At 41.3% G+C, this 20,709-nt stretch carries 18 protein-coding genes, 1 other RNA gene and 1 riboswitch; of the genes, 13 read left to right on the forward strand and 6 right to left on the reverse strand.

The features are described from left to right. Nucleotides 1–40: 40 nt before the first annotated feature. Genes BQ2683_RS09110 through BQ2683_RS09125 form a run of 4 tightly spaced genes read right to left on the reverse strand, consistent with a single transcriptional unit; the run spans nucleotide 41 to nucleotide 4,617 of the window. Nucleotides 41–1,855, reverse strand: a complete 1,815-nt coding sequence (locus BQ2683_RS09110) for a diol dehydratase reactivase subunit alpha (RefSeq protein ID WP_069988709.1) — start codon at nucleotides 1,853–1,855, stop codon at nucleotides 41–43. Next, on the reverse strand, nucleotides 1,852–2,247 hold the full coding sequence (locus tag BQ2683_RS09115) for a diol dehydratase small subunit (protein ID WP_069988710.1): 396 nt from the start codon (nucleotides 2,245–2,247) through the stop codon (nucleotides 1,852–1,854). Before BQ2683_RS09115 ends, BQ2683_RS09110 begins: the two co-directional genes overlap by 4 nt. A gap of 2 nt (nucleotides 2,248–2,249) precedes the next feature. Beyond that, complete coding sequence (locus tag BQ2683_RS09120) at nucleotides 2,250–2,924, reverse strand: propanediol/glycerol family dehydratase medium subunit (protein WP_069988711.1); 675 nt, start codon at nucleotides 2,922–2,924, stop codon at nucleotides 2,250–2,252. Nucleotides 2,925–2,937: 13 nt separating this feature from the next. Next, nucleotides 2,938–4,617, reverse strand: coding sequence for a propanediol/glycerol family dehydratase large subunit (locus tag BQ2683_RS09125; RefSeq protein ID WP_187118741.1), 1,680 nt, complete (start codon nucleotides 4,615–4,617; stop codon nucleotides 2,938–2,940). Between the two features lie 279 nt (nucleotides 4,618–4,896). Here BQ2683_RS09125 and BQ2683_RS09130 point away from each other — a divergent pair, with 279 nt between their 5' ends. From BQ2683_RS09130 to BQ2683_RS09140, 3 genes are all read left to right on the forward strand, one after another. After that, nucleotides 4,897–6,150, forward strand: coding sequence for an ammonium transporter (locus BQ2683_RS09130; protein WP_333724056.1), 1,254 nt, complete (start codon nucleotides 4,897–4,899; stop codon nucleotides 6,148–6,150). A 23-nt stretch (nucleotides 6,151–6,173) separates the two neighbouring features. Next, a complete protein-coding gene (locus tag BQ2683_RS09135; RefSeq protein WP_069988714.1) occupies nucleotides 6,174–6,515 on the forward strand; it encodes a P-II family nitrogen regulator in 342 nt (113 codons plus the stop codon). A 152-nt stretch (nucleotides 6,516–6,667) separates the two neighbouring features. After that, nucleotides 6,668–7,279, forward strand: coding sequence for a VanZ family protein (locus tag BQ2683_RS09140; protein WP_069988715.1), 612 nt, complete (start codon nucleotides 6,668–6,670; stop codon nucleotides 7,277–7,279). Nucleotides 7,280–7,507: 228 nt separating this feature from the next. Here BQ2683_RS09140 and BQ2683_RS09145 read toward each other — a convergent pair whose 3' ends face one another. Together BQ2683_RS09145 and yunB are read right to left on the reverse strand one after the other, a co-directional pair. Then, the gene (locus BQ2683_RS09145; protein ID WP_069988716.1) at nucleotides 7,508–8,923 is read right to left on the reverse strand and encodes an alanine/glycine:cation symporter family protein; all 1,416 of its coding nucleotides are present in this window, start codon (nucleotides 8,921–8,923) and stop codon (nucleotides 7,508–7,510) included. 204 nt (nucleotides 8,924–9,127) lie between these two features. After that, a riboswitch (glycine riboswitch) is annotated at nucleotides 9,128–9,231 on the reverse strand. A gap of 109 nt (nucleotides 9,232–9,340) precedes the next feature. Next, nucleotides 9,341–10,069, reverse strand: coding sequence for a sporulation protein YunB (yunB, locus tag BQ2683_RS09150; RefSeq protein WP_069988717.1), 729 nt, complete (start codon nucleotides 10,067–10,069; stop codon nucleotides 9,341–9,343). Nucleotides 10,070–10,298: 229 nt separating this feature from the next. Between yunB and ligA the strand changes: the two genes are divergently transcribed. From ligA to BQ2683_RS09195, 10 genes are all read left to right on the forward strand, one after another. Further along, the gene (gene ligA / locus BQ2683_RS09155; protein ID WP_069988718.1) at nucleotides 10,299–12,281 is read left to right on the forward strand and encodes an NAD-dependent DNA ligase LigA; all 1,983 of its coding nucleotides are present in this window, start codon (nucleotides 10,299–10,301) and stop codon (nucleotides 12,279–12,281) included. A gap of 82 nt (nucleotides 12,282–12,363) precedes the next feature. Continuing rightward, nucleotides 12,364–12,633, forward strand: a complete 270-nt coding sequence (gene gatC / locus BQ2683_RS09160; RefSeq protein ID WP_069988719.1) for an Asp-tRNA(Asn)/Glu-tRNA(Gln) amidotransferase subunit GatC — start codon at nucleotides 12,364–12,366, stop codon at nucleotides 12,631–12,633. A 16-nt stretch (nucleotides 12,634–12,649) separates the two neighbouring features. Next, entirely contained in the window at nucleotides 12,650–14,113 is a 1,464-nt protein-coding gene (gatA, locus tag BQ2683_RS09165) for an Asp-tRNA(Asn)/Glu-tRNA(Gln) amidotransferase subunit GatA (protein WP_069988720.1), read from the forward strand. A gap of 11 nt (nucleotides 14,114–14,124) precedes the next feature. Continuing rightward, on the forward strand, nucleotides 14,125–15,564 hold the full coding sequence (gene gatB / locus BQ2683_RS09170) for an Asp-tRNA(Asn)/Glu-tRNA(Gln) amidotransferase subunit GatB (RefSeq protein WP_069988721.1): 1,440 nt from the start codon (nucleotides 14,125–14,127) through the stop codon (nucleotides 15,562–15,564). Between the two features lie 144 nt (nucleotides 15,565–15,708). Further along, nucleotides 15,709–15,867 carry a hypothetical protein gene (locus BQ2683_RS13425; RefSeq protein WP_159427368.1) on the forward strand — a complete coding sequence of 53 codons (159 nt, stop codon included), beginning with the start codon at nucleotides 15,709–15,711 and terminating at the stop codon, nucleotides 15,865–15,867. A gap of 176 nt (nucleotides 15,868–16,043) precedes the next feature. Further along, nucleotides 16,044–16,589: a QueT transporter family protein gene (locus BQ2683_RS09175; RefSeq protein ID WP_069988722.1), complete on the forward strand. Its 546-nt coding sequence runs from the start codon at nucleotides 16,044–16,046 to the stop codon at nucleotides 16,587–16,589. Between the two features lie 246 nt (nucleotides 16,590–16,835). After that, nucleotides 16,836–18,341 (forward strand): RNA-directed DNA polymerase, encoded by a 1,506-nt coding sequence (locus BQ2683_RS09180; protein WP_069988723.1) that lies wholly within the window; start codon nucleotides 16,836–16,838, stop codon nucleotides 18,339–18,341. Nucleotides 18,342–18,518: 177 nt separating this feature from the next. Continuing rightward, nucleotides 18,519–18,618: signal recognition particle sRNA small type (gene ffs, locus BQ2683_RS09185), an RNA gene on the forward strand. A 94-nt stretch (nucleotides 18,619–18,712) separates the two neighbouring features. Then, nucleotides 18,713–20,311, forward strand: coding sequence for a DNA polymerase III subunit gamma/tau (gene dnaX / locus BQ2683_RS09190; RefSeq protein ID WP_069988724.1), 1,599 nt, complete (start codon nucleotides 18,713–18,715; stop codon nucleotides 20,309–20,311). Between the two features lie 59 nt (nucleotides 20,312–20,370). Beyond that, on the forward strand, nucleotides 20,371–20,709 hold the full coding sequence (locus BQ2683_RS09195; RefSeq protein WP_069988725.1) for a YbaB/EbfC family nucleoid-associated protein: 339 nt from the start codon (nucleotides 20,371–20,373) through the stop codon (nucleotides 20,707–20,709).

A 20,709-nucleotide genomic window follows, 5' to 3' on the forward strand; every position in this document is an offset into this window, starting at 1 on the left:
GTAGGAGCCCTTTTGGTTCAGCCAAAAGGGGATAGCGATATTATTTTTGTTCTCCTACATAGGACATAACTAGTCCGGTAGCTACAGCGTTCCTTGGGCCTTCGCTACCACGGATATTGCCTCGTCCACAAACAATCCGGTAGTTTGCTAGTTCTTCCATCAACATTTCCGGAATTTCAAAATCCTCCGCGGAACCACCAACCAGAACTACATTGCCAATATTTTTAATTTGATGGTCAACTGCCACCTTCCCAAGGGCACGGATTGCATTGGTGACAAATACTTTCCGTTTTGCTTCTTTACGGACTTGTACAATTTTTTCCATTGGAATCTCTTCATCAATTCGGATAAAACGGTCTTCCGTTAATAGAATAACATGTCCGAATAGACGAGGGTCAATTGATTCATCAAAAAATTGCATTTCACCATTTTCTAACCTCAAATGGAATAGGCTTTCCACTTTTGCCAATGGATAACGCTTAATGAGTTCAGCTGTAGAGCGGGCATTTAATCCCAGTTCAGTTTGAATTAGCATGGTAACCAATTCGCCAGCACCTGCTTGATGAGTTATGTTGACAGAACCATCTTGGTTTAACACAGCGGCATCGGTAGAACCACCACCCATATCTAGGATAGCAAGGGGGAGTTCTGTTCCTGGTGTTGTCATAGCACCTAAACTTGCCATAATCGCCTCAACACCAGCCACCTTTACTTCTGTGTGGAGTTCTTCCCGCAATTGTTCCGCAATTTGCTGCATAGGAAGCTGTTGGGTTTTTACCATAGCAGCAATTCCAACTGCTTTTTCCATACAGGTTTCCCCAGCTAATGCGCCAGAAATTGCTACAGGGGCAAGGGTATCCACTGCCAAAATATCAGTTACCCGAATTTGCTGGTTGTTTTCACCGCTTACCTCGCTCATACTGGTTTTGATTTTGGAGAACATATTGCCAACATTGGTATTTGGCTGGCCGCTGATATCCCAAACCTGTCCTGCATTCTGCAATGCTTCCAGGATTTTTTCTGCACCTTCATCTACATTGATTGCTTGATTATGATCACCTTGGATATAAATTTCACCCGCTGGAAGTACATTTTCTTGTACATTTCCGTTTGGGGTTTTAATTACTACAGCACTTCTCTTGCCAATTAAGCTTTTTGCAATTGGGGTAACCAGGCGGGTTTCCTCCGCATTTAGCTGCAACAAGGTAGCAATTCCATAAGGATTGCTCAGCATGCGGATGCTCTGGCCGGAAAGTGCCACTTCAATAGCAGCGAGTTTTCCTTCTGGAACAGCGGTAATTTTCCGCACTTCATCAATGATTGGGATTTTTTTGTGAATCCTGTTTTCGACCAGAACAGCTTCATCTGCCTGTAAGATTAAACCTTCTACTTGAAGGGAACTCTCATACTGATTTAACAGTGCCGCCACTTCTTCATAAGGATGCTCAGAAGAAGCCGCTACAATATAGGGGATACCTGGCTGTGCCTGGTGAATGTGCTCAATGAATAATAACTGTCCTACAGCCTGTCCAGCGCCTGCAGGGGTAGATGGATTATGGCCAATCATCGAGGACTCGGTAATAATGGTTTCCGTGATGGTTTCCATTGCAGTGTCCCCAATAACGGGGGCAGCCTCATTGAGCCGAATTAAATCCAATTGATGGATTCCCATGCCCACTTTGGACATCGCTTCTGCAAGGGCTGCTTTGATACCGTGTACATTGGCAACCGTCCCTTTGGTACCCGTTGTTACTTTTGCCGAACTAGAAAGAAATTCCAATTGACCATTCTGGTCAACAGAAGCCACGCATACTTCAGTTGTCGAGTTCCCAATATCAACACCTGCTAAAATCATTTTAATAAGATGCCTCTCTTTTCATAGATCTCAGCTGCCTCCAAAACCAGTTTGGCGCAATGAGGAGCATGATAGGTTTCCAACAATTCTTTTGCCATTAAAACCAGTTCCATTTTTGTGGAACGGTTTGGACGGAGTTTATCATACATTTTTAAGATTACTTCGTCTGGTACGTCTACCAACTCAGCGGCACGTTCAAAGTTTTTCTGCATGGAAGGATTTCCTGCTTCCATTGCCACCTGACCCTGCGCGGACAAAGTTTCTTTGGAAATTTTAATGTCTTCCGCACTGACATTCCCTCTTTTTACTTCTTCCAGGGTAATGTCGGATAATTTTTTTCCTGTTTTGGATGTGATTTTATCTGCTTCATATTGTGCAAATGGATATTTCATGATTATGCTTCCTCCCATTCAATCGCTGGCATATCCAGGTCTACCTGTTCTGTTTCAGCAATGTGCATCAAAGCCGCTTTTACCTGGTATTTTGGGCGAACCATTGGGTCGTTGATGCTCTTAATTGGGGTAACCTGCTCGCCTTTCACATATTTGGCAGCATTTTGCCCAATTTTACGGTAGGTTTCCAATGTCATCAATGGAGCCTGTGGGAACAGTTCCAGATTGGAGAGGGGATATAAATCCTTTTGGTGAATGATTGCTGTCCCTTTGGATTGCAGCCCGATGCCAATGCCGGAACCGCTGAGTTTTGCGGCTTCCAATCCAATAAACGAAACGTCGGAAGTTTTCAGCACTTTCACTACCCTTGGAACCATGCCTTCTTCTTCAATCCCTGCTTTTAGGTTGCGGATGACTTCGTTCAGGTCCAAACCACAGATTGTTTTTTTGATCTCCCTTTGGAACGCAGCGCCTACGCCAATAACAACTTCTTTTGGGTTTGTCCCTTTTTGGGCGATAGGATAGCCTTTATAGGAAGTTTTTTGTGGATTGATACGTTCTCTGCCCTGTAAGGAACTGGAACCGGAATCCACAGAAGCGGGTTGGTTTAACTCTGTTTGTATCTGTTGTAAAACAGCAGCTGTAATCTGCTTGATTAAATTTTCATTGACTTGCATACCGGTAACCTCCTTATATCTGATTTGGGTCGATAATGTGCGGAATCCGCTTGATTTCTTCCCAACGTTCTCCCTCTACACGGTAGCCAGTACCAGGCCCCATATAGTCGTTTGGAGTATTTACACCGGAAACAGCGTTAAAGTTGGTATCCAAAATTGCCGCTGTTTGCATATAGTCACCGGTTACACGGGCTTTGAGCATATTTAAAACACTGTCAGCCAGTTCTGCAAAACCGCTGTCAGCTAATGCTCTTACTACATCAATACCAGTAATGCCACGTTTTAATACATCATCCGCCGCAACCAGGTCTGCTGCAACGTCACGGTCCAAGGTATCCTTACTGCCGTGGGCATAAGTAACCGCTTCTACCTGCTCATCGGTTACTTCTGCAATTCCTAACTGTTTAAAGACAGCCTGTACTGCTTTAGCCGCAGTGTTCCTTACCCGGATTACCTCTTCTTCTTTTACTGGACGGAGGCCGCCATCTACCTGCATATCCCGTTGTAATACATTGTAATCGTCAAAATCTTCTGCGTCAAAGTTAGAACCAGCGAACATATTGTCATAGTTTGGTTCTGCCGCATAGCCAGAGAAGATAAAATCGGTTCCTGGTAAAAATTGCAGCATAGTTCTAGCAGTTCTTCTCATATCGGAGTTGGAGAAGCTCTGGTCGTTGGAAGAAGCACATTCCAAACCAAGCATAGCAGCTACTAGGTTTTCCGCAATAACTTCTCGGATACCGCTTGGCACAGAGCCTGTAACACCAATACAGCTTACAGAACCATTTTGAATCCCCTGGGAACCGCCACCTTTGGTTACATACAAACAACGGCATTCCAGATATAACATGGATTTCTTTTCACTGTATCCCATTAAAACTTCGGAGCCAGAACCAGAAGTAAAACGAACTTTCAGCCCTCTGGAAGCGTAAGCGGAGTTTAAAAACGCTTTGGAGTATGGGGTATCATCGCCATCTACAAAAACACGTTCTGTTCCATAAACGGACAAGGTTTCTGCATAAGTTGTCAGTCCACGGATACCCAGTTCCAGTTCGGTTGCTTCTTCCGCTGAACACTGGGTCAATACTCCTTTTCTACCGCATTGGGAACCAATCAACAGTGCCATAGCGCTTAATGGAGCGTAGCGGGCAACCCCCATTGTGGTTTCTTCTTCTGAGAATCCACGCAGTGCGCCTTCCGCCGCGTCCGCAGCGATCTGAACTGGATCGTCTTTTAGGTTGGTAATGTGAGCTTGGTTTCCAGGGATTTTTCTGGCACGCATTTTTTGCATCCCCATCATCAGTTCCACTACATTCAGATGATTCATTACTTCTGTCATTTTTGCTGGTGTAATACCGGAAACCAATTCCAAAATTTCTTTTCTGGAAACATTGATATCTACGATCATCCGGGCGATATCTAAAGATGGAACACTCATGGAATGTTCCGTACGGTCGATATTAATTGCGTAATCTGCAATAAACTGGTCGATAAAATCGAACTCATCCCTTGTTTTTCCGTCCATTTCAACAATTATGCCATCCTGTACTTTAATGGATGGTTTTGGGTCATATGGGCTGCTCATAGCAACAAAGCCCATTTCTGGCCACTCATTAATATAGCCATCTAAATTTACAGCCCTTTTATCTAAGGCTTCAATTCTTTTAGATCTTTTCAATTGACTTCCCTCCATATTCTGTATGATAGAATAGTACAATTCTATTTTAAATCACAAACACAAAAAATACAACAGTAAAATGAAAATAATTCTTATTTTTTTCATTTTATTTTACGTCAAACCTTCCAATCTCACAATTTTATACCATCATTGTAGTTGATAATTATGTAAATATTATGAATTTAAAAAATCACTTGACAAAAAATAAATGGGGTGATACAATGGAAGCACAAACAAAGGCGTTTGACAAATGAGTTGTCAAGCGCCTTTTTTTATTTTACCTTGAAAGGAAGAATGGTTATGAACGCAGGAAGCATAGGTTTTATTTTAATAAGTGCGGCGTTTGTTTTTTTAATGACGCCAGCGCTTGCCTTCTTTTATGGAGGGTTGGCACGCCGTAAAAATGTACTTAATACAATGATGGCTTGTATGTTTATTTGTGGTGTTGCTATTGTGATGTGGATTTTGTTTGGTTTTTCATTGTCTTTTGGGACAGATCATGGTTCTGTCATCGGCGGATTGGAATTTTTAGGATTTAATAATGTTAGCATGACAGAAAGCACCAGAGGGCTTTCGATTCCGGATGCATGTTTCGCTGTATTTCAGATGATGTTCGCCATCATTACACCGGCATTGTTTACCGGAAGCGTTGTAGGACGTATGAAATTTAAATCTTTGCTCATTTTTACCGCTTTATGGTCTTTGGTAGTGTATTATCCGTTGGCACATATGGTATGGGGTGGCGGATTCTTAGCACAAATCGGCAGTGTTGATTTTGCTGGAGGAAACGTAGTACATATCAGCTCCGGTGTAACAGGATTAACATTGGCATTGCTGTTGAAAAACCGCCGGGAATACCATCGGGCAAGTTATGCGCCACACAATGTTCCATTTGTGGTACTTGGGGCGGCATTGCTCTGGTTTGGCTGGTTCGGATTCAATGCAGGCAGCTCCCTTGCGGCAGATGGCCTGGCAGTTCACGCGTTTACAACCACTGCTGTTTCTTCTGCCAGCGCATTGATTTCCTGGATGATTATTGATACGATTATGACAGGAAAACCAACTATTGTAGGCAGCTGTACAGGTTTGGTTGTTGGTTTGGTGGCAATTACCCCAGGTGCTGGATTTGTACCTGTATGGGCTAGTGTTATTATTGGCTTACTGGTTAGCCCAATTTGCTATTTCAGTGTAATTTTATTAAAGAAAAAATTAAAAATTGATGATGCTTTGGATGCGTTTGGTTGCCATGGAATCGGCGGTATCTGGGGCGGTATCGCAACAGGATTGTTTGCGATGAAAGAGCTTCCAGGCGGGGTTACTTCCACAGCGCAATGGGATGGGTTGTTCTTTGGAGATTACCACCTGTTTGTAGCACAAGTGGAAAGTATTATCATCACAATTGCAATTGCAGTGGTTGGTACATTAATCTGTTATGGAATCACACGGCTGTTTGGCAAATTGCGTGTATCTGAACAGGACGAAAAGATCGGGTTGGATATTTCACAACACGGGGAAAATGCTTACCCAACATTTAATGGTATGGATTAATCGGAAAAGAGGTGCTTATTTCAATGAAAAAAATTGAGGCGATTGTGCGCCAAGAGAAATATATTGATTTACAGGAAGCGTTAAACGAAATAGATGTACATGGAATAACTGTTTATCAAGTCATGGGATGTGGACATCAAAAAGGATACACCAATGTAGTACGTGGAAATAAAGTAGAAATCAATATGTTACCAAAGGTAAAATTTGAAATTGTTGTCTCCACAGAGGAATGGGTGAAAAAAACAGTGGATGTAATCCAAAAAGTGGCATATACTGGTAATGTTGGAGATGGTAAAATTTTTATCTATGATTTGGATGATGTCATTCGTATTCGAACCGGGGAACACGGGATAGATGCAATTTAATCAAAACAAACATACCATTTTAAACTCTGGGTTTATCTCAATAAGCCCAGAGTTTACCTATTGCAAAAGGATTAGAAAAGGAACATTAAAAAACAAGTTGTAAAATAGGAATAGTGAGAAAGAATAATACCATATCATTAAATGGGGGATTTATGCAAGCGGTCGTAACAATTTTATATGATATTTTAGATGCGTTTTCCCATTATATTATACCTGCCAGCCTATTTGCTGTTTTGACAACGGTTGTTATGAATTATCTGCAAAGATTCGGTTGGAAGCAGGTAATCAAGGAATGGTGTTCCAAATTCAAAAATCACTCTGTTTTCCGTGCGAGATTACTTTTCTGTATCTATCTTTATTTTTTGTTTGATTACACTTTGTTGAGCAGGACATTTATCTGGGATAATCCGTTACAGAAATGGATGGATGGCTGGTGGCTAGGAATTGGCAGTAATGGTAAAGTAAATTATGAATCCATAGAAAATATTATTTTTTTCATCCCATATTTAAGTTTGTTATATGTTAGCTTTCCAAAATTACGGGAATATTCCTGGTGGAAACAGCTTAAACTTGCTTTCAGTATTAGCTTTGGTACATCCCTTTTGATTGAAACAATACAATTGATTACTAGATTAGGAGCATTCCAATTATCCGATCTTACCTACAATACTCTTGGTGGAATAATGGGATTTTTACTATTTTGCCTGGTTAATACAATAAAGAAAGCAGTACAAGTAAAATCCAGAAAGCAATCCTCACAATAGTTTAAATCAGAGAAATGATCCTGTACATCAATAATCTCCTTATATTTCATATATCGTTCCAAAGATTTAAGTTGCGTATATCATTTTGGGATCAATCATTCATCACTACTAGGAAAGGATAGGAATTTTTCTTTATCATCTAAGTTTTTTGCTTATGACGATTATCTCGTTTTCTATAAATAATAACAGGGAACTCATTTGAGTTCCCTGTTCATTTAAGATGAAGCTTTATTTTTGCAATTTGCTTTTTCTACTATTAAAATATCTTTTCGTTTCCGCTACTACTACACCGTTTAGTGCAAAAATTGCAATTAAGTTTGGTAATGCCATCAATCCATTAAAGATATCAGCAATTGTCCATACAGCGGATACTGTCATAAATGGGCCAATAAAAATAGCGGTAATGTACAGCCAGCGGTAGGTCATGACAGCTTTTTTGCTTCCACCAGACAAATACTCTAAGCAACGTTCCCCATAATAATTCCATCCTAAAATAGTGGTAAATGCAAAGAATACCAGGCAGAGCATTAATACAAAAGAGGATACAACAGGAGGAAATGGTAAACTCGCTTGGAACGCATTAGTAGTAACCGCAACACCTTCTAATCCCATATCCCAGGAACCAGTTAAAACAATACAAAGACCTGTCATAGTACAGATAATGATTGTATCAATGAATGTACCTGTCATGGAAACCAAACCTTGGCGAACAGGTTCTTTTGTTTTTGCGGCAGCAGCAGCGATAGGCGCAGAACCTAATCCAGCTTCATTGGAGAAGATACCACGGGCAATCCCTTGCTGCATGGCTACCATCATGGCACCTAAAATACCGCCAACAGCAGCACGTAAGCCAAATGCACTTTCTACAATTGTAACAATTGCATTTGGAATTTTGGTTACATTAAAGATTAATACTAATACACAGAATACTACATACAAAATGGCCATTGCTGGGACAACAACTTGGGATACCGTAGCAATACGTTTTAAACCTCCAATAACAACCAAACCAACACAAACGGTTAAAATTACAGCGGCAATTAAAACGGACCAAGAATATTCCATTCCAAAAATAGTAATTGTATGCTGGTTATTGGGGTCAAAAAAGTTATTGACTGCAGAAGAAATACCATTTACTTGTGTAAAGGTACCAATTCCCATCAAACCTACACACATTCCAAAAAAGGCAAAGATTTTCGCGAGCCATTTCCACCTTTTGCCCATGCCGTTTTCGATATAATAAAAAGGGCCGCCCAAAACATGTCCATCTTTATCAATCGTACGGTATTTAATGGCCAAAACACCTTCCGCATATTTGGTAGCCATGCCAAAGAATGCAGCCAGCCACATCCAAAGCAGAGCCCCAGGACCACCAGCAACCAATGCTGTTGCAACCCCGACAATATTACCAGTACCAATGGTTGCGGATAAAGCAGTACATAACGCTCCAAAACTGGATACCTCACCGTCGCCGCCTTCCTCATTTTTCACCATAAATTTTAGCGCTTTTGGAAGATGGCGGATTTGTAAAAAACCAAGCCGGATACTTAAAAAGATACCCGCACTTAAAATCAATACAATTAAAGGGATTCCCCATACCCAGCCATCAATAATGGTTAGCCATTCACCTATTTTGTCCAACATAAGAAAACACACAATCCTCTCTAACTAAAATTCTATTTGGGTAGATGCAAGGCTGTATCGTGTTTTCTTATGAAAAATATAAATTGATATTTTTTCAACTTATATTTTTGTATTATTTTTGATACATTCCCCATACATCTGATGCAATAAAAAAAGCCAAAATCAAATTTGATTTCGGCCCTCTTAAAGAGTAAGAACATAAGCTTTATGCGCTCTGTCCTTTTGCTTGAGAGATTAACATCCTTTTTCTTTTAGAATGCCGTACACCTTCAGCGCTCAGTAAACCGAGACTCTCCAGAGAACTTTTTGTTTGAACTATTACTTAAAGTCAAACTAACTTCATTATATTAACATAATTTCGACATAAATGCAAGAAAAAATTCAAATATTATCAAAACAACCTTTTATTTGAACTTTTTATTGCGTTTCTGGAGCCATGGAACTAAGCCTTTGGGAATTGCTATGGTTTGTTGCAGTTTCGAGAGATTGTTCTGATTCGCCAATAATTTGGGTATAATATTGGGGGACTTTTCCCACAATGATATTTTCTGATAAAATGTAGTCAATAGAAGCATTGACTTCGGAGGAATAGCAGGGAAAAAGAGCAAGCATTTCAATTTTTACTGTCAATACAATCCGATGGATTGTCTGGTTAATACCGGCGTCCTCAAACTGGCTGGTTAATTGGGTATGTACTGTCCCTTGCGGAAGAAGCTGAATTGATATATTAGGACCTTTACCAGAAAAAATTAGCATACCGGTTAAGTTCCCTAAAGGGATATTTACTTGAGTGGTTCCAATTTCAGAGAGGATTTGAGTAATTGTATGAATAACATTGGTTTGAATTTGTGTTAAGTTAGGGATATTCGCCTGAATGGAACTGATGGTACCATCCTCTAGGCGTTCCATTTTGGATAGGTTTTCAAAGGATTCTGGATCTTCTTCCAACTGTTTGCTAACAGCTTGATTCACTACTGTTGTTGCATATTCTTTTGCCTGATAGCCTGCCATTTGATTGACAATAGGGCGTAGCTGGGAATCCAGCAAAAAAAACGAGGTCAGCAGAATTATTCCAATTACAATAAACCGGAACCCATATTTTTTTCGTTTGGATTTTGAGCGTTTAAAGTTTTTGGAAACCGGCATACGACACCTCCCATTTATCAATACAACTGTAAGGAATTTTCCATTTGCCTTCCGTAATCTATTCTGAGCGCAACACTATGTGGTATAATCTATGCGGCAAATGGAAGCAATGTGATTTTTTCTACAAATTTAGAGAAAAACACAATTTATATTTTTTGAAAATAATCCTTTTAAAAAAATGCAATCTATGGTAAAATATATAAGATTAGAGTAAAACGGAGGGATATTTTTGCAAATCGAACAAGCACGGGAACGTGTAGAACAACTAACATCCCAATTAAATGAAGCTTCTTATCAATACTATGTATTAGATAGGCCGGAAATTTCCGACTTTGAATACGATAAATTATTGCGGGAACTGGAAAACTTGGAAGAAGCGTTTCCAGAACTCCGTTCGCCCAATTCCCCCACTGTAAGGGTCGGAGGACAGGCGTTAAGCAGTTTTGAAAAAGTAACTCATACTGTTCAGATGGGCAGTTTACAGGATGCTTTTTCCGAACAGGAAATGTTGCAGTTTGACCAGCGTGTCCGGGAAAAGCTCTCTGAGTTCCAGTATGTAGTGGAACCCAAAATTGATGGGCTATCCGTTTCGCTGGAATATCGTGACGGTGAATTTTTCCGTGGATCTACCCGTGGGGACGGATTTATTGGGGAGGATGTCACCGCTAATTTAAGGACAATCCATTCGATTCCTTTGCGGCTCCGTGAAACATTACCTTATTTGGAGGTACGTGGGGAAGTGTATATGCCCCGTGAAAAATTTTTAAAATTAGTGGAGCAGCAGGAGCTGGAAGAAGAACAGCCGTTTAAAAATCCCCGCAATGCGGCGGCAGGCAGCCTTCGACAGAAGGATTCCAAAATTGCTGCGGAACGTGGGTTGGATATTTTTGTATTTAACATCCAGCAAATAGAAGGGAAAGAATTGAGCTCCCATAAAGAATCCCTGGATTATTTAACAAGTCTTGGTTTTAAAACCGTTCCCCAGTATAAACTGGTTTCTAATATAGAACAGGCGTTGGAGGAAATCCGTAGGATTGGAGACGCCAGGGAGCAGTTTTCGTTTGATATTGATGGCGCAGTGGTCAAGATAGATGATTTTAACCAGCGCGAATTGCTGGGGGCAGGTGCCAAGTATCCCAAATGGGCGATGGCGTTTAAATACCCTCCAGAGGAAAAGCCTACTGTATTAAAAGAAATCGAAGTAAATGTAGGTAGAACGGGTGTACTGACTCCAGTAGCGGTATTTGACCCAATTTTACTGGCAGGCACATCGGTGAGCCGTGCGGTGCTGCACAACCAGGATTTTATTGACGAAAAGGATATTCGGATTGGAGATACCATCCTGGTCCGAAAAGCGGGGGACATTATCCCAGAAGTGGTGGCAGTGGTTTCCCATGGGGAACAGAGCGAACCCTTCCATCTACCAGAAAACTGTCCAGTCTGCGGCAGCCCGGTTATCCACAATGAAGATGAAGTTGCAGTGCGATGTGAAAACCCAGAATGTCCGGCAACCCGTTTGCGGAATATTATCCACTTCGCGTCCAGAGGTGCCATGAACATAGAAGGTCTGGGGATTGCCAATGTCACCGCTTTGGTGGAACAAGGGCTAATACAGTCCACCGCTGATCTGTATTCCTTACAAAAGGAAGAGTTGTTAAACCTGGAACGGTTTGCGGATAAATCAGCGGAAAATTTAATCAATGCGATCCAAGGTTCCAAACAGAACCCCTTATGGCGGCTGTTGTTTGGGCTGGGTATCCGCAATGTAGGCCAGAGCGTGGCAAAATTGCTCTGCGAAAAATTTGCTGACATCAATCAGTTGATGGAAGCGAAACCAGAGGATATTTCTGCAATCTATGGCGTCGGTGACGTGATGGCGGACAATATCGTAAAGTTCTTCCAGCAGCCAAAAACCAAAGAGTTGATTGAAAAACTGGCACAAGCTGGGGTAAATATGAAATCTGAACAGGTAGAAAAAGGAACTGCTTTACAAGGCCTTACCTTTGTGTTGACTGGGACATTGCCCACCATGACCCGTGACCAGGCAAAAGCACTCATTGAGGCAGCAGGAGGGAAAGTAACCGGCAGTGTATCCAAAAAAACTTCTTACGTGGTAGCGGGGGAAGAAGCCGGCAGCAAGCTGACTAAAGCGCAAAATTTAGGGATTTCTATTTTAAAGGAAGAACAGCTCAAAGAGCTGTTGGCAAAATAAACCAGTTGCTTCATGGGCAAATTTTGTTTGCCCAACTACATAGATATTTAGATACTAAAAGTTGTTACAGGAGGTAGGAAAAATGGAATTTGATATCCAGCATGTCGCGAAACTTTCCAGGCTGAAAATTGACCCAAGTGAGGAAGAAAAATTCGCGAACGAAATGGCAAATATCATTCAGATGGTAGAACATCTTCCAGACATTCAAGGGGACGGCACACTGATTGATCCAGACCACCCAATGACCATGCGCAAAGATGAGGTAGAGCCCAGCTTCCGCCGGGATGAATTGCTGAAAAATGCGCCTCAAGTACAGGCTGGCTGTGTTGTTGTGCCAAAAGTAATGGAATAAAGGAGGAGCTTCACCCATGGAATTATATCAATTATCCGCCACAGAGTTAGGCGCAATGCTGGCAGAGAAAAAATGTTCTGCCGAAGAAATTACCAATTCTGTATTTGACAGGATTGACAAAGTTGAGGATAAAGTAAACGCTTATGTCACCCTTTGCAAAGAGCAGGCAGTGGAAAAGGCAAAAGCAGTAGACGCTAAAATTGCTGCTGGGGAACAGCTTTCCCCTTTGGCTGGAATACCAGTTGGCGTAAAAGACAATATCTGTACCAAAGATGTATTGACTAGCTGCTCTTCCAAAATGTTGTACAACTTTGTACCACCTTACAACGCTACTGTGATTGACAAACTGAACCAGCAGGATTTTGTTATGACTGGGAAGTTAAATATGGATGAGTTCGCAATGGGTTCCTCCACCGAAACTTCCTATTTTAAAAAGACCTGTAACCCTCATGATTTAACCAAAGTTCCAGGCGGTTCTTCTGGCGGTAGCGCAGCTGCGGTAGCAGCAGGGGAATGTCCAATTGCTTTGGGTTCCGATACCGGCGGTTCCATCCGGCAGCCGTCTTCTTTCTGTGGTGTGGTAGGGTTAAAGCCTACATATGGCAGTGTTTCCCGTTATGGGCTAGTTGCGTTTGCTTCCTCTTTGGACCAGATTGGTCCTTTGGGCAGAACAGTGGACGATGTTGCGTTGTTGTATTCTGCTATTTGTGGATGGGACAAGCACGACGCTACCAGTGAATATAAAGAATACCCAGATTTCCGCAAACAGTTAAATCCGGATATGAAAGGCTTGAAGATTGCGGTTCCAAAAGAATATTTTGGGGCAGGAATCGACGAGGAAGTAAAGGCATCTGTAATGAATGCTGTAAAAGAATTGGAAAAACAGGGCGCTACCGTATCGGAAATCTCCTTGCCAGGCACAGATTACGCCCTTTCCGCTTATTATATTATTTCTTCCGCGGAAGCTTCTTCCAACTTGGCTCGGTTTGACGGCGTAAAATATGGATACCGCTCTGAACATTATAATAACCTGATTGAAATGTATGAGAATACCAGAAGCGAAGGGTTTGGCGATGAAGTAAAACGCCGTATTATGTTGGGTACCTTTGTGTTGAGTTCCGGCTATTATGATGCTTACTACAAACGGGCAAAATTCTTGCAACGTCAGATTGCCCAGGAATTTGAAACCAGTTTCCAGCAATATGACCTGATTGTTACCCCAACCGTTCCATGTACTGCGTTCCATATTGGGCAGAACATTGATGATCCACTAAAAATGTACGCAAACGATATTTGTACTGTTACCGTGAATATTGCCGGCCTACCAGCTATCAATATCCCTTGTGGAAAAGACGTCAACGGTATGCCAATCGGTATGCAGATGATTGGTAAACATTTCTCTGAACAAACCCTGCTCAACACAGCAAAATGCTATGAAAATATTGTGGGCGGATTTGGTCAAATTCCAGAATTGAACTAGGAGGGGCACCCATGTCTGATTACGAAATGGTCGTTGGTCTGGAAGTCCATGCGGAACTCTGTACCAACACAAAAATATATTGTTCTTGTAAAAACGAATTTGGTTTGGAAGTAAACTCGATTTGCTGCCCAATCTGTACTGGTATGCCGGGGACACTGCCAACCTTAAATGAAAAAGTAGTGGAATACGCTATCAAGATGGGGCATGCTTTGAACTGTACCATCCACCCAATTTCCAAACAGGACCGTAAAAACTATTTTTACCCTGACCTGCCAAAGGCTTACCAGATTTCCCAGTTTGATGTACCATTGTGTGAAAACGGCTACTTGGATATCATCGTAGATGGAGAAATGAAACGGATTGGCGTTACCCGTATCCACATCGAGGAAGACGCTGGAAAGCTGTTGCATGATGATAGCTTTGCGGGTTCCCTGGTGGACTTCAACCGTTGCGGTGTGCCATTAATTGAAATTGTTTCCGAACCGGATATGCGTTCCAGCGAAGAAGCAAGGGCTTATCTGGAAACCATCAAATCTTACTTATTATATTTAGGAATTTCTGACGCGAAATTACAGGAAGGTTCCATGCGTTGCGACGTAAACGTTTCTGTCCGCAAAAAGGGCAGCCAGGAATTTGGAACCCGTTGTGAAATGAAAAACGTCAATACCTTTAGCGGCGCGGTACGTGCCATTGAATATGAGTTCAAACGTCAGGTGGAAGTATTGGAAGCTGGCGGAGTAATTGAACAGGAAACCCGCCGTTGGGATGACGCTAAAGGGCAGACTGTCCCACTACGTTCCAAAGAGGATGCCCACGATTACCGTTACTTCCCGGAACCAGACTTGAAAACCATTGTTTTGGAAGAATCCTATATTGAGGACTTGAAAAAACAGATTCCGGAAATGCCAAACTATAAAATTGCCCGTTACATGAAGGATTATAGCTTGTCCCAGACAGATGCAGAGCTGATTGCGGATAACCTAGAACGTACCAAACTGTTCGAGGACGTACTGGCTGCCAACAGCAAGGTACTGCCGAAAAACGCTTCTAACTGGGTACTGGGCGATGTTGCAAAAGTGGTAAATGAAACTGGAAAATCCATTTTTGAAACCAAACTTGATGCAACACGTTTAGCGGAATTGATTGTGGCAATCCAGGATAACAAGATTTCCAACTCCGCAGGAAAAACCGTATTTGAGGAACTGATGGCTACTGAAAAATCAGTGGATGATATCATCAAAGAAAAAGGATTGGCACAGATTTCCGATAGTTCTGAACTGGAAGCGGTTGTTGCAAAAGTTCTGGCGGATAACCAGAAATCCGTTGACGATTACCACAATGGTAAAACCAATGCGTTGGGCTTCCTGATGGGGCAATGTATGAAAGCCACCAAAGGAAAAGGCAACCCTGCTATGATGAAAGAGATGATTATGAAGGCATTGCAAGCGTGATATTACCATCCATTTTCGGTGATTTGGTTATCAAATGGACAAAAGGGTACTTTCCATTCCAAAGGATTTACAGGGGATTTCACGGAAAATCAAAGGGGAAACCGGTTTTACTAGAGATTCCGCCAAAATAGGAGGTCAAACAATATGGCTGTTTTTATCTTGTCTGTTATTTTATTGGTTGTCATGGGGATTGGGGTAGTCCTGAGCCTGGTGACAGAAAACAAAATGATGGCGGCGCTGTTTGGCGTTGGAATCCTGTTTGATTTCACCCTTTTGTTCTTTTACATATTCTTTTTGCTCTAGCCATGGATATGGCAAATTTTCCGCTTAAACAGCGGACCTGCATCCAACTGGATTGGATGCCCTACCTTTTTGTTCCGCACTTTTGTGCGTTAAGATACAAAAATTGGGGTGGAAGGCCATCCCAGTCAGTCGCAAACTCCTGACTTAAAACAAAACTACGAAAGGACTTTGAAAAAATGAAAAATAGTAAAAAAATCTATCAATTAGTATCCGCTTCTTTGATTGCGGCCATGTATGCAGTGTTAACTTTTGTAATTGCCCAATTTGCATATGGGGCCGTTCAGCTCAGGCTAAGTGAGGCATTGACTGTATTGCCAATGTACACTTCATCTGCAATACCAGGGTTGACAGTCGGCTGCCTGCTCGCTAATATTATTGGTTTATCCTTAGGAAAAACAATGATTTGGGATGTGCTGTTTGGAACGATGGCTTCGTTAATCGCTGCTGTTTTAACCCGATGGATTGGAAAATCCAAAAACCGCGCAGTAAGATATCTGTTAGGGCCTTTCCCGGCTGTTATTGTAAACGCAATCATTGTTGGGATAGAGATTACTATTTTCTTCACCGATGGTGCGGCCAGCATGGCAGCATTTTGGATGAACTTTTTCAGCGTATTCATTGGTCAAGCGATTGTGTGTTATGCAATTGGCATTCCATTGATGTTGCTGATGGAACGGAATGACCTGTATAAACGCATTTTCCGTATTGACTCAATTCAATAAATCATTTTATGGCATAGTCAAAAGACTATGCCATTTTTCGTTTTTGCTTCTATGTAGAGAAAAATAAATATTTCAAAAGGGCTGTATACTACATAACAATAGGTTCACATAATAGTAGTAGAAATAGGCATTTTCGCATAGGATTTAATCCGTAAAATAAATGAAATAGGAAAGGAAAAGTGAAGGCATAAAATATTCTGTCATTGAAACAATAAAAAGGATGATCAACGATAAGAAGGTGTAACTATGCCAAAAACCTATGCTGAATTTATGGATGAGCTTACGGCGGAAGAACTGTATAAAGGACTAGTAGCCTATGGAATGTTTACCGAAAAACTCCCGCCAGTTTTAACCTCAGAACCTTTTTTTGCCTATTGTCAGGTTCGCTCAAATCCATTTTTTGACCAAAAGGAACCATATATTTCGTATGAAAGCATGAGGAATATCAACATTCCCCGTATGTTAGGTATTCCAAACCCTATGGCATACGAACGGTTATGTCGTTGCATTGCAGATTATTGGGATAGGTTGAAAGAACATTTTACAAAACAGACTGTAGAACAGGATTATATGGTCAGCAGAATCCACATCCGCAAAATGGAGGGAAAAACCCCTATCTTCTTTATGAACTATAAAAATTGGAAACTGGATGGGATGCCGGAACCAGATTTGATGATAGGATGCAAGTATTTAGTAAAAGCGGATATTTCCAGTTGTTTTCCTAGCATTTGCGCACAGGCAATTTCTTGGGCTTTGGTGGGGAAGGAAGCCGCCAAGGAAAATAAACCAGAAGCCCAGTGGTGCCATCAATTGAGCCACTATGCCCAGCATACGAACAATGGGGAATCCCGTGGCTTATTGATTGGGCCGCACAGTTCCAATGTTTTATCTGAGATTATTTTAACCGCAATTGACTGTCATCTTTATCAGAAAGGCTGGCGGTACATCCGCAATATTGACGATTACACCTGCTATGTCCCCTCCTATGAAGATGGGCAGAAATTTCTGGTGGATTTAGGGGAAGAGCTGCAAAGCTTTGATTTATCCTTAAACCACAAAAAGACTGAAATATGTGAGCTCCCCGTTGCATCAGTAGAACAGTGGGTACGTAAAATCAATTCTGTCCCTCTAAATTCCCATCATCAGATTGATTTCCGATCTGCTAGGGCATATTTGGATTCTGCTATCGAATTAATGCAAGCAAACCAGATGAATTCTGCTATCCTGAATTATGCCATCCAGGTATTAAAAGGGCAAGAATTAACTCCAGGAGCAAAAGAATACAGCATCAAAACCATATTCCATTTGGTACTGCTTTATCCTTATTTAATCCCTCAATTGGAGACTACAGTTTTTTCACAACTTGGTGTAACTTCAGAACAGATTGCGTTTCTATCCCAGAAAATATATCAGTCCGGTTTACAACAACATAACTATGAAGCAGTCTGTTATGCCATTTATTATGCGATGAAATACGGTTTTGAGCTTCCAAATTTCCATATTGCTCAGGTAGTCCATAGCGGGGATTGCTTGTTTTGCCTGTTGAGTTTTTTGTATTTCCAAAGGCAAGGAGCAAACGATACCGTGGAAGAACTGAAAAAATATGCTCTGCAACTGAGCCAAAATGAGGAGGATTTCAACAAAAACTGGCTGTTTGTGTATGAAATCCTTTCAGAAGAACTGACAGGGGACTGGCTGGATATGAAACAAAATGGAGTTTCATTTATTAAACCTGAATATCGTTATCACTAGAGAAGATAAAATATTATTTTGTTTCACATATTTCGGTGTTTTTTATATAAGGTTTCATTGTTGCATGGCATTTAATATAATCTAGCTTTACAAAAAATTTGCAATTGGCTATTGTATTTTCGTTCCAGTTATAGTATAATAATATAGCAATTTCAATTAACAGCCTGACACGCAGGTGTTTGGGCTCTGTGCGATGGCGTTCTGCGAACCATGTCAGGCGGGGAACCGAGCAGCATTAAGCAGCTTCTGCCGTGCGCCGCAGATTCACCTGAATACCTGCTTGTGAGGCTGTTAACTGGAAAAACATGGTCGGAAGTACAAACCCATCCACATTGTGGGTGGGTTGTTTTTCTAAGAAAGGGTGAAATGGTATGTATCTGGCTCTCTATCGGAAATGGCGTCCTCAAAATTTTGATGATGTTATCTCCCAGCCCCATATCACCACAACCCTTACCAATGAAATCAAACATAACCATGTGGCGCATGCTTATCTTTTTACTGGTTCCCGGGGAACAGGAAAAACTACTTGTTCTAAAATTTTAGCAAAGGCTGTGAACTGTTTGCATCCAGTGGATGGGCAGCCCTGTTTAAAATGTGAAATCTGTAAAGGGATTGAGGATGGTTCCATTTTAGATGTAGTGGAAATTGACGCTGCCAGCAATAATGGGGTGGACAATATCCGTGAATTGCGGGATGAGGCAAATTTTACGCCAGTGTCTTGTAAATACCGGGTATATATCATCGATGAAGCCCACATGCTGAGTATAGGGGCGTTTAATGCCTTGTTAAAGATTATGGAAGAACCTCCGGCTCATGTTATTTTTATTTTAGCAACTACCGAGGTACATAAAATACCGGTTACAATATTATCGCGTTGCCAGCGGTTTGATTTTAGAAGGATTAAAACCGATGATATCGTGCAACGCTTGCTGAAAATCAGTACTCAGGAAGATTTTTCTTTGACACCGGACGCAGCGGGGATGATTGCCCGCCTTGCAGATGGGGGAATGAGAGATGCATTGAGTTTATTGGATCAATGTGTTGCGTATTCTTCTGAAATTACTGCTGATGTAGTTGCGTCTGCTGCTGGTGTAGCAGGAAGGGAATATTTGTTTGAATTCCATCAGGCAATTATGGAGCAGGATACAGCAAGGGCAATGACTTTACTGGATGAGCTCTACTCCAAATCCAAGGATTTAGAACGTCTTTGTGAAGAATTGATTCATTTTTACCGCAATTTAATGATGGTAAAAGTGGGGTCAGGGGATCAACAAATGCTTTCTGTATCTGATGAAGAGTTACACCAGTTCCAACAAGAAGCGGAACCCTTGAAGCTTTCCCAAATTATCCATTGCCTGACAGTGTTGCAGGATACAATGGACCGACTGGGTAGGGTCAGCAATAAACGGCTGGAGTTGGAAATTTGTTTTGTCAAACTTTCTTCTCCAAAATATGATTATCAGTTAGATAGTATTAACCGCCGTTTAGATCAGTTGGAAAGTAAATTGAAATATGGTATAGCTGCTGCTCCGGTAGAGTCTGAAAAAATGGATTCTTCTGTAAAAGAAGAGAAGAACCAATTGGAACAACCAACACAAACTAAACCAGTAGAACAGTCAGCAACTTCAACCAAAACAGAACCAAAGCTAAAACAACGGCCAGAACCATTGGAATGTTGGAATGAAATTGTTCAGGAAATAGGGGAGAGTTCTGGAATGCTGTTTGGCATCTTAAGAGGGTCCTATGCCATGACTTCCGGGGATCGGTTATTGATTCAATCCCCAAACGCTGTGTTTAAAGAAACTGTCCAGAGTAAAAAAGAATTGATGGATGAAATCATCTTCCGTTACACTGGCCGGAAATATCGGATTTTAATTAAAGGGACAAAGACACAGGAAACCGAAGAAAATCCATTGGATGATGTTTTAGACCGTGCTCGGTCTTCTGGAATTCCAGTGATAGAAGAATAAAATTAAGGAAAAACAAGAATAGTGTTTGATTAAAATACATAATATTGGAGGAACAGAACATGAAATCAAGATTGCCAAAAGGATACGGTGGCGGCGTAAATGATATGGTAAAACGCGCACAGGAAATGCAGGCGAAAATGGAGCAAGCTCAAGCTGAATTAGAAGCAATGGAATTTACTTCCAGTGTAGGCGGCGGCGTTGTAGAAGCCGTTGTGAGCGGAAAAAAAGAAGTAACTGCTTTGCACATTAAACCTGAAGTAGTAGATCCAGATGATGTGGAAATGTTGCAAGATTTAATTATCAGTGCAATTAATGAAGCAATGGCTCAAGTAGAAGCAAAATCAGAAGAAGATATGCAGAAAATTACTGGTGGAATTTCCATCCCAGGTTTGATGTAA

The organism is Massilioclostridium coli, from assembly GCF_900095865.1.
GTDB lineage: Bacteria > Bacillota > Clostridia > Oscillospirales > Ruminococcaceae > Massilioclostridium > Massilioclostridium facile.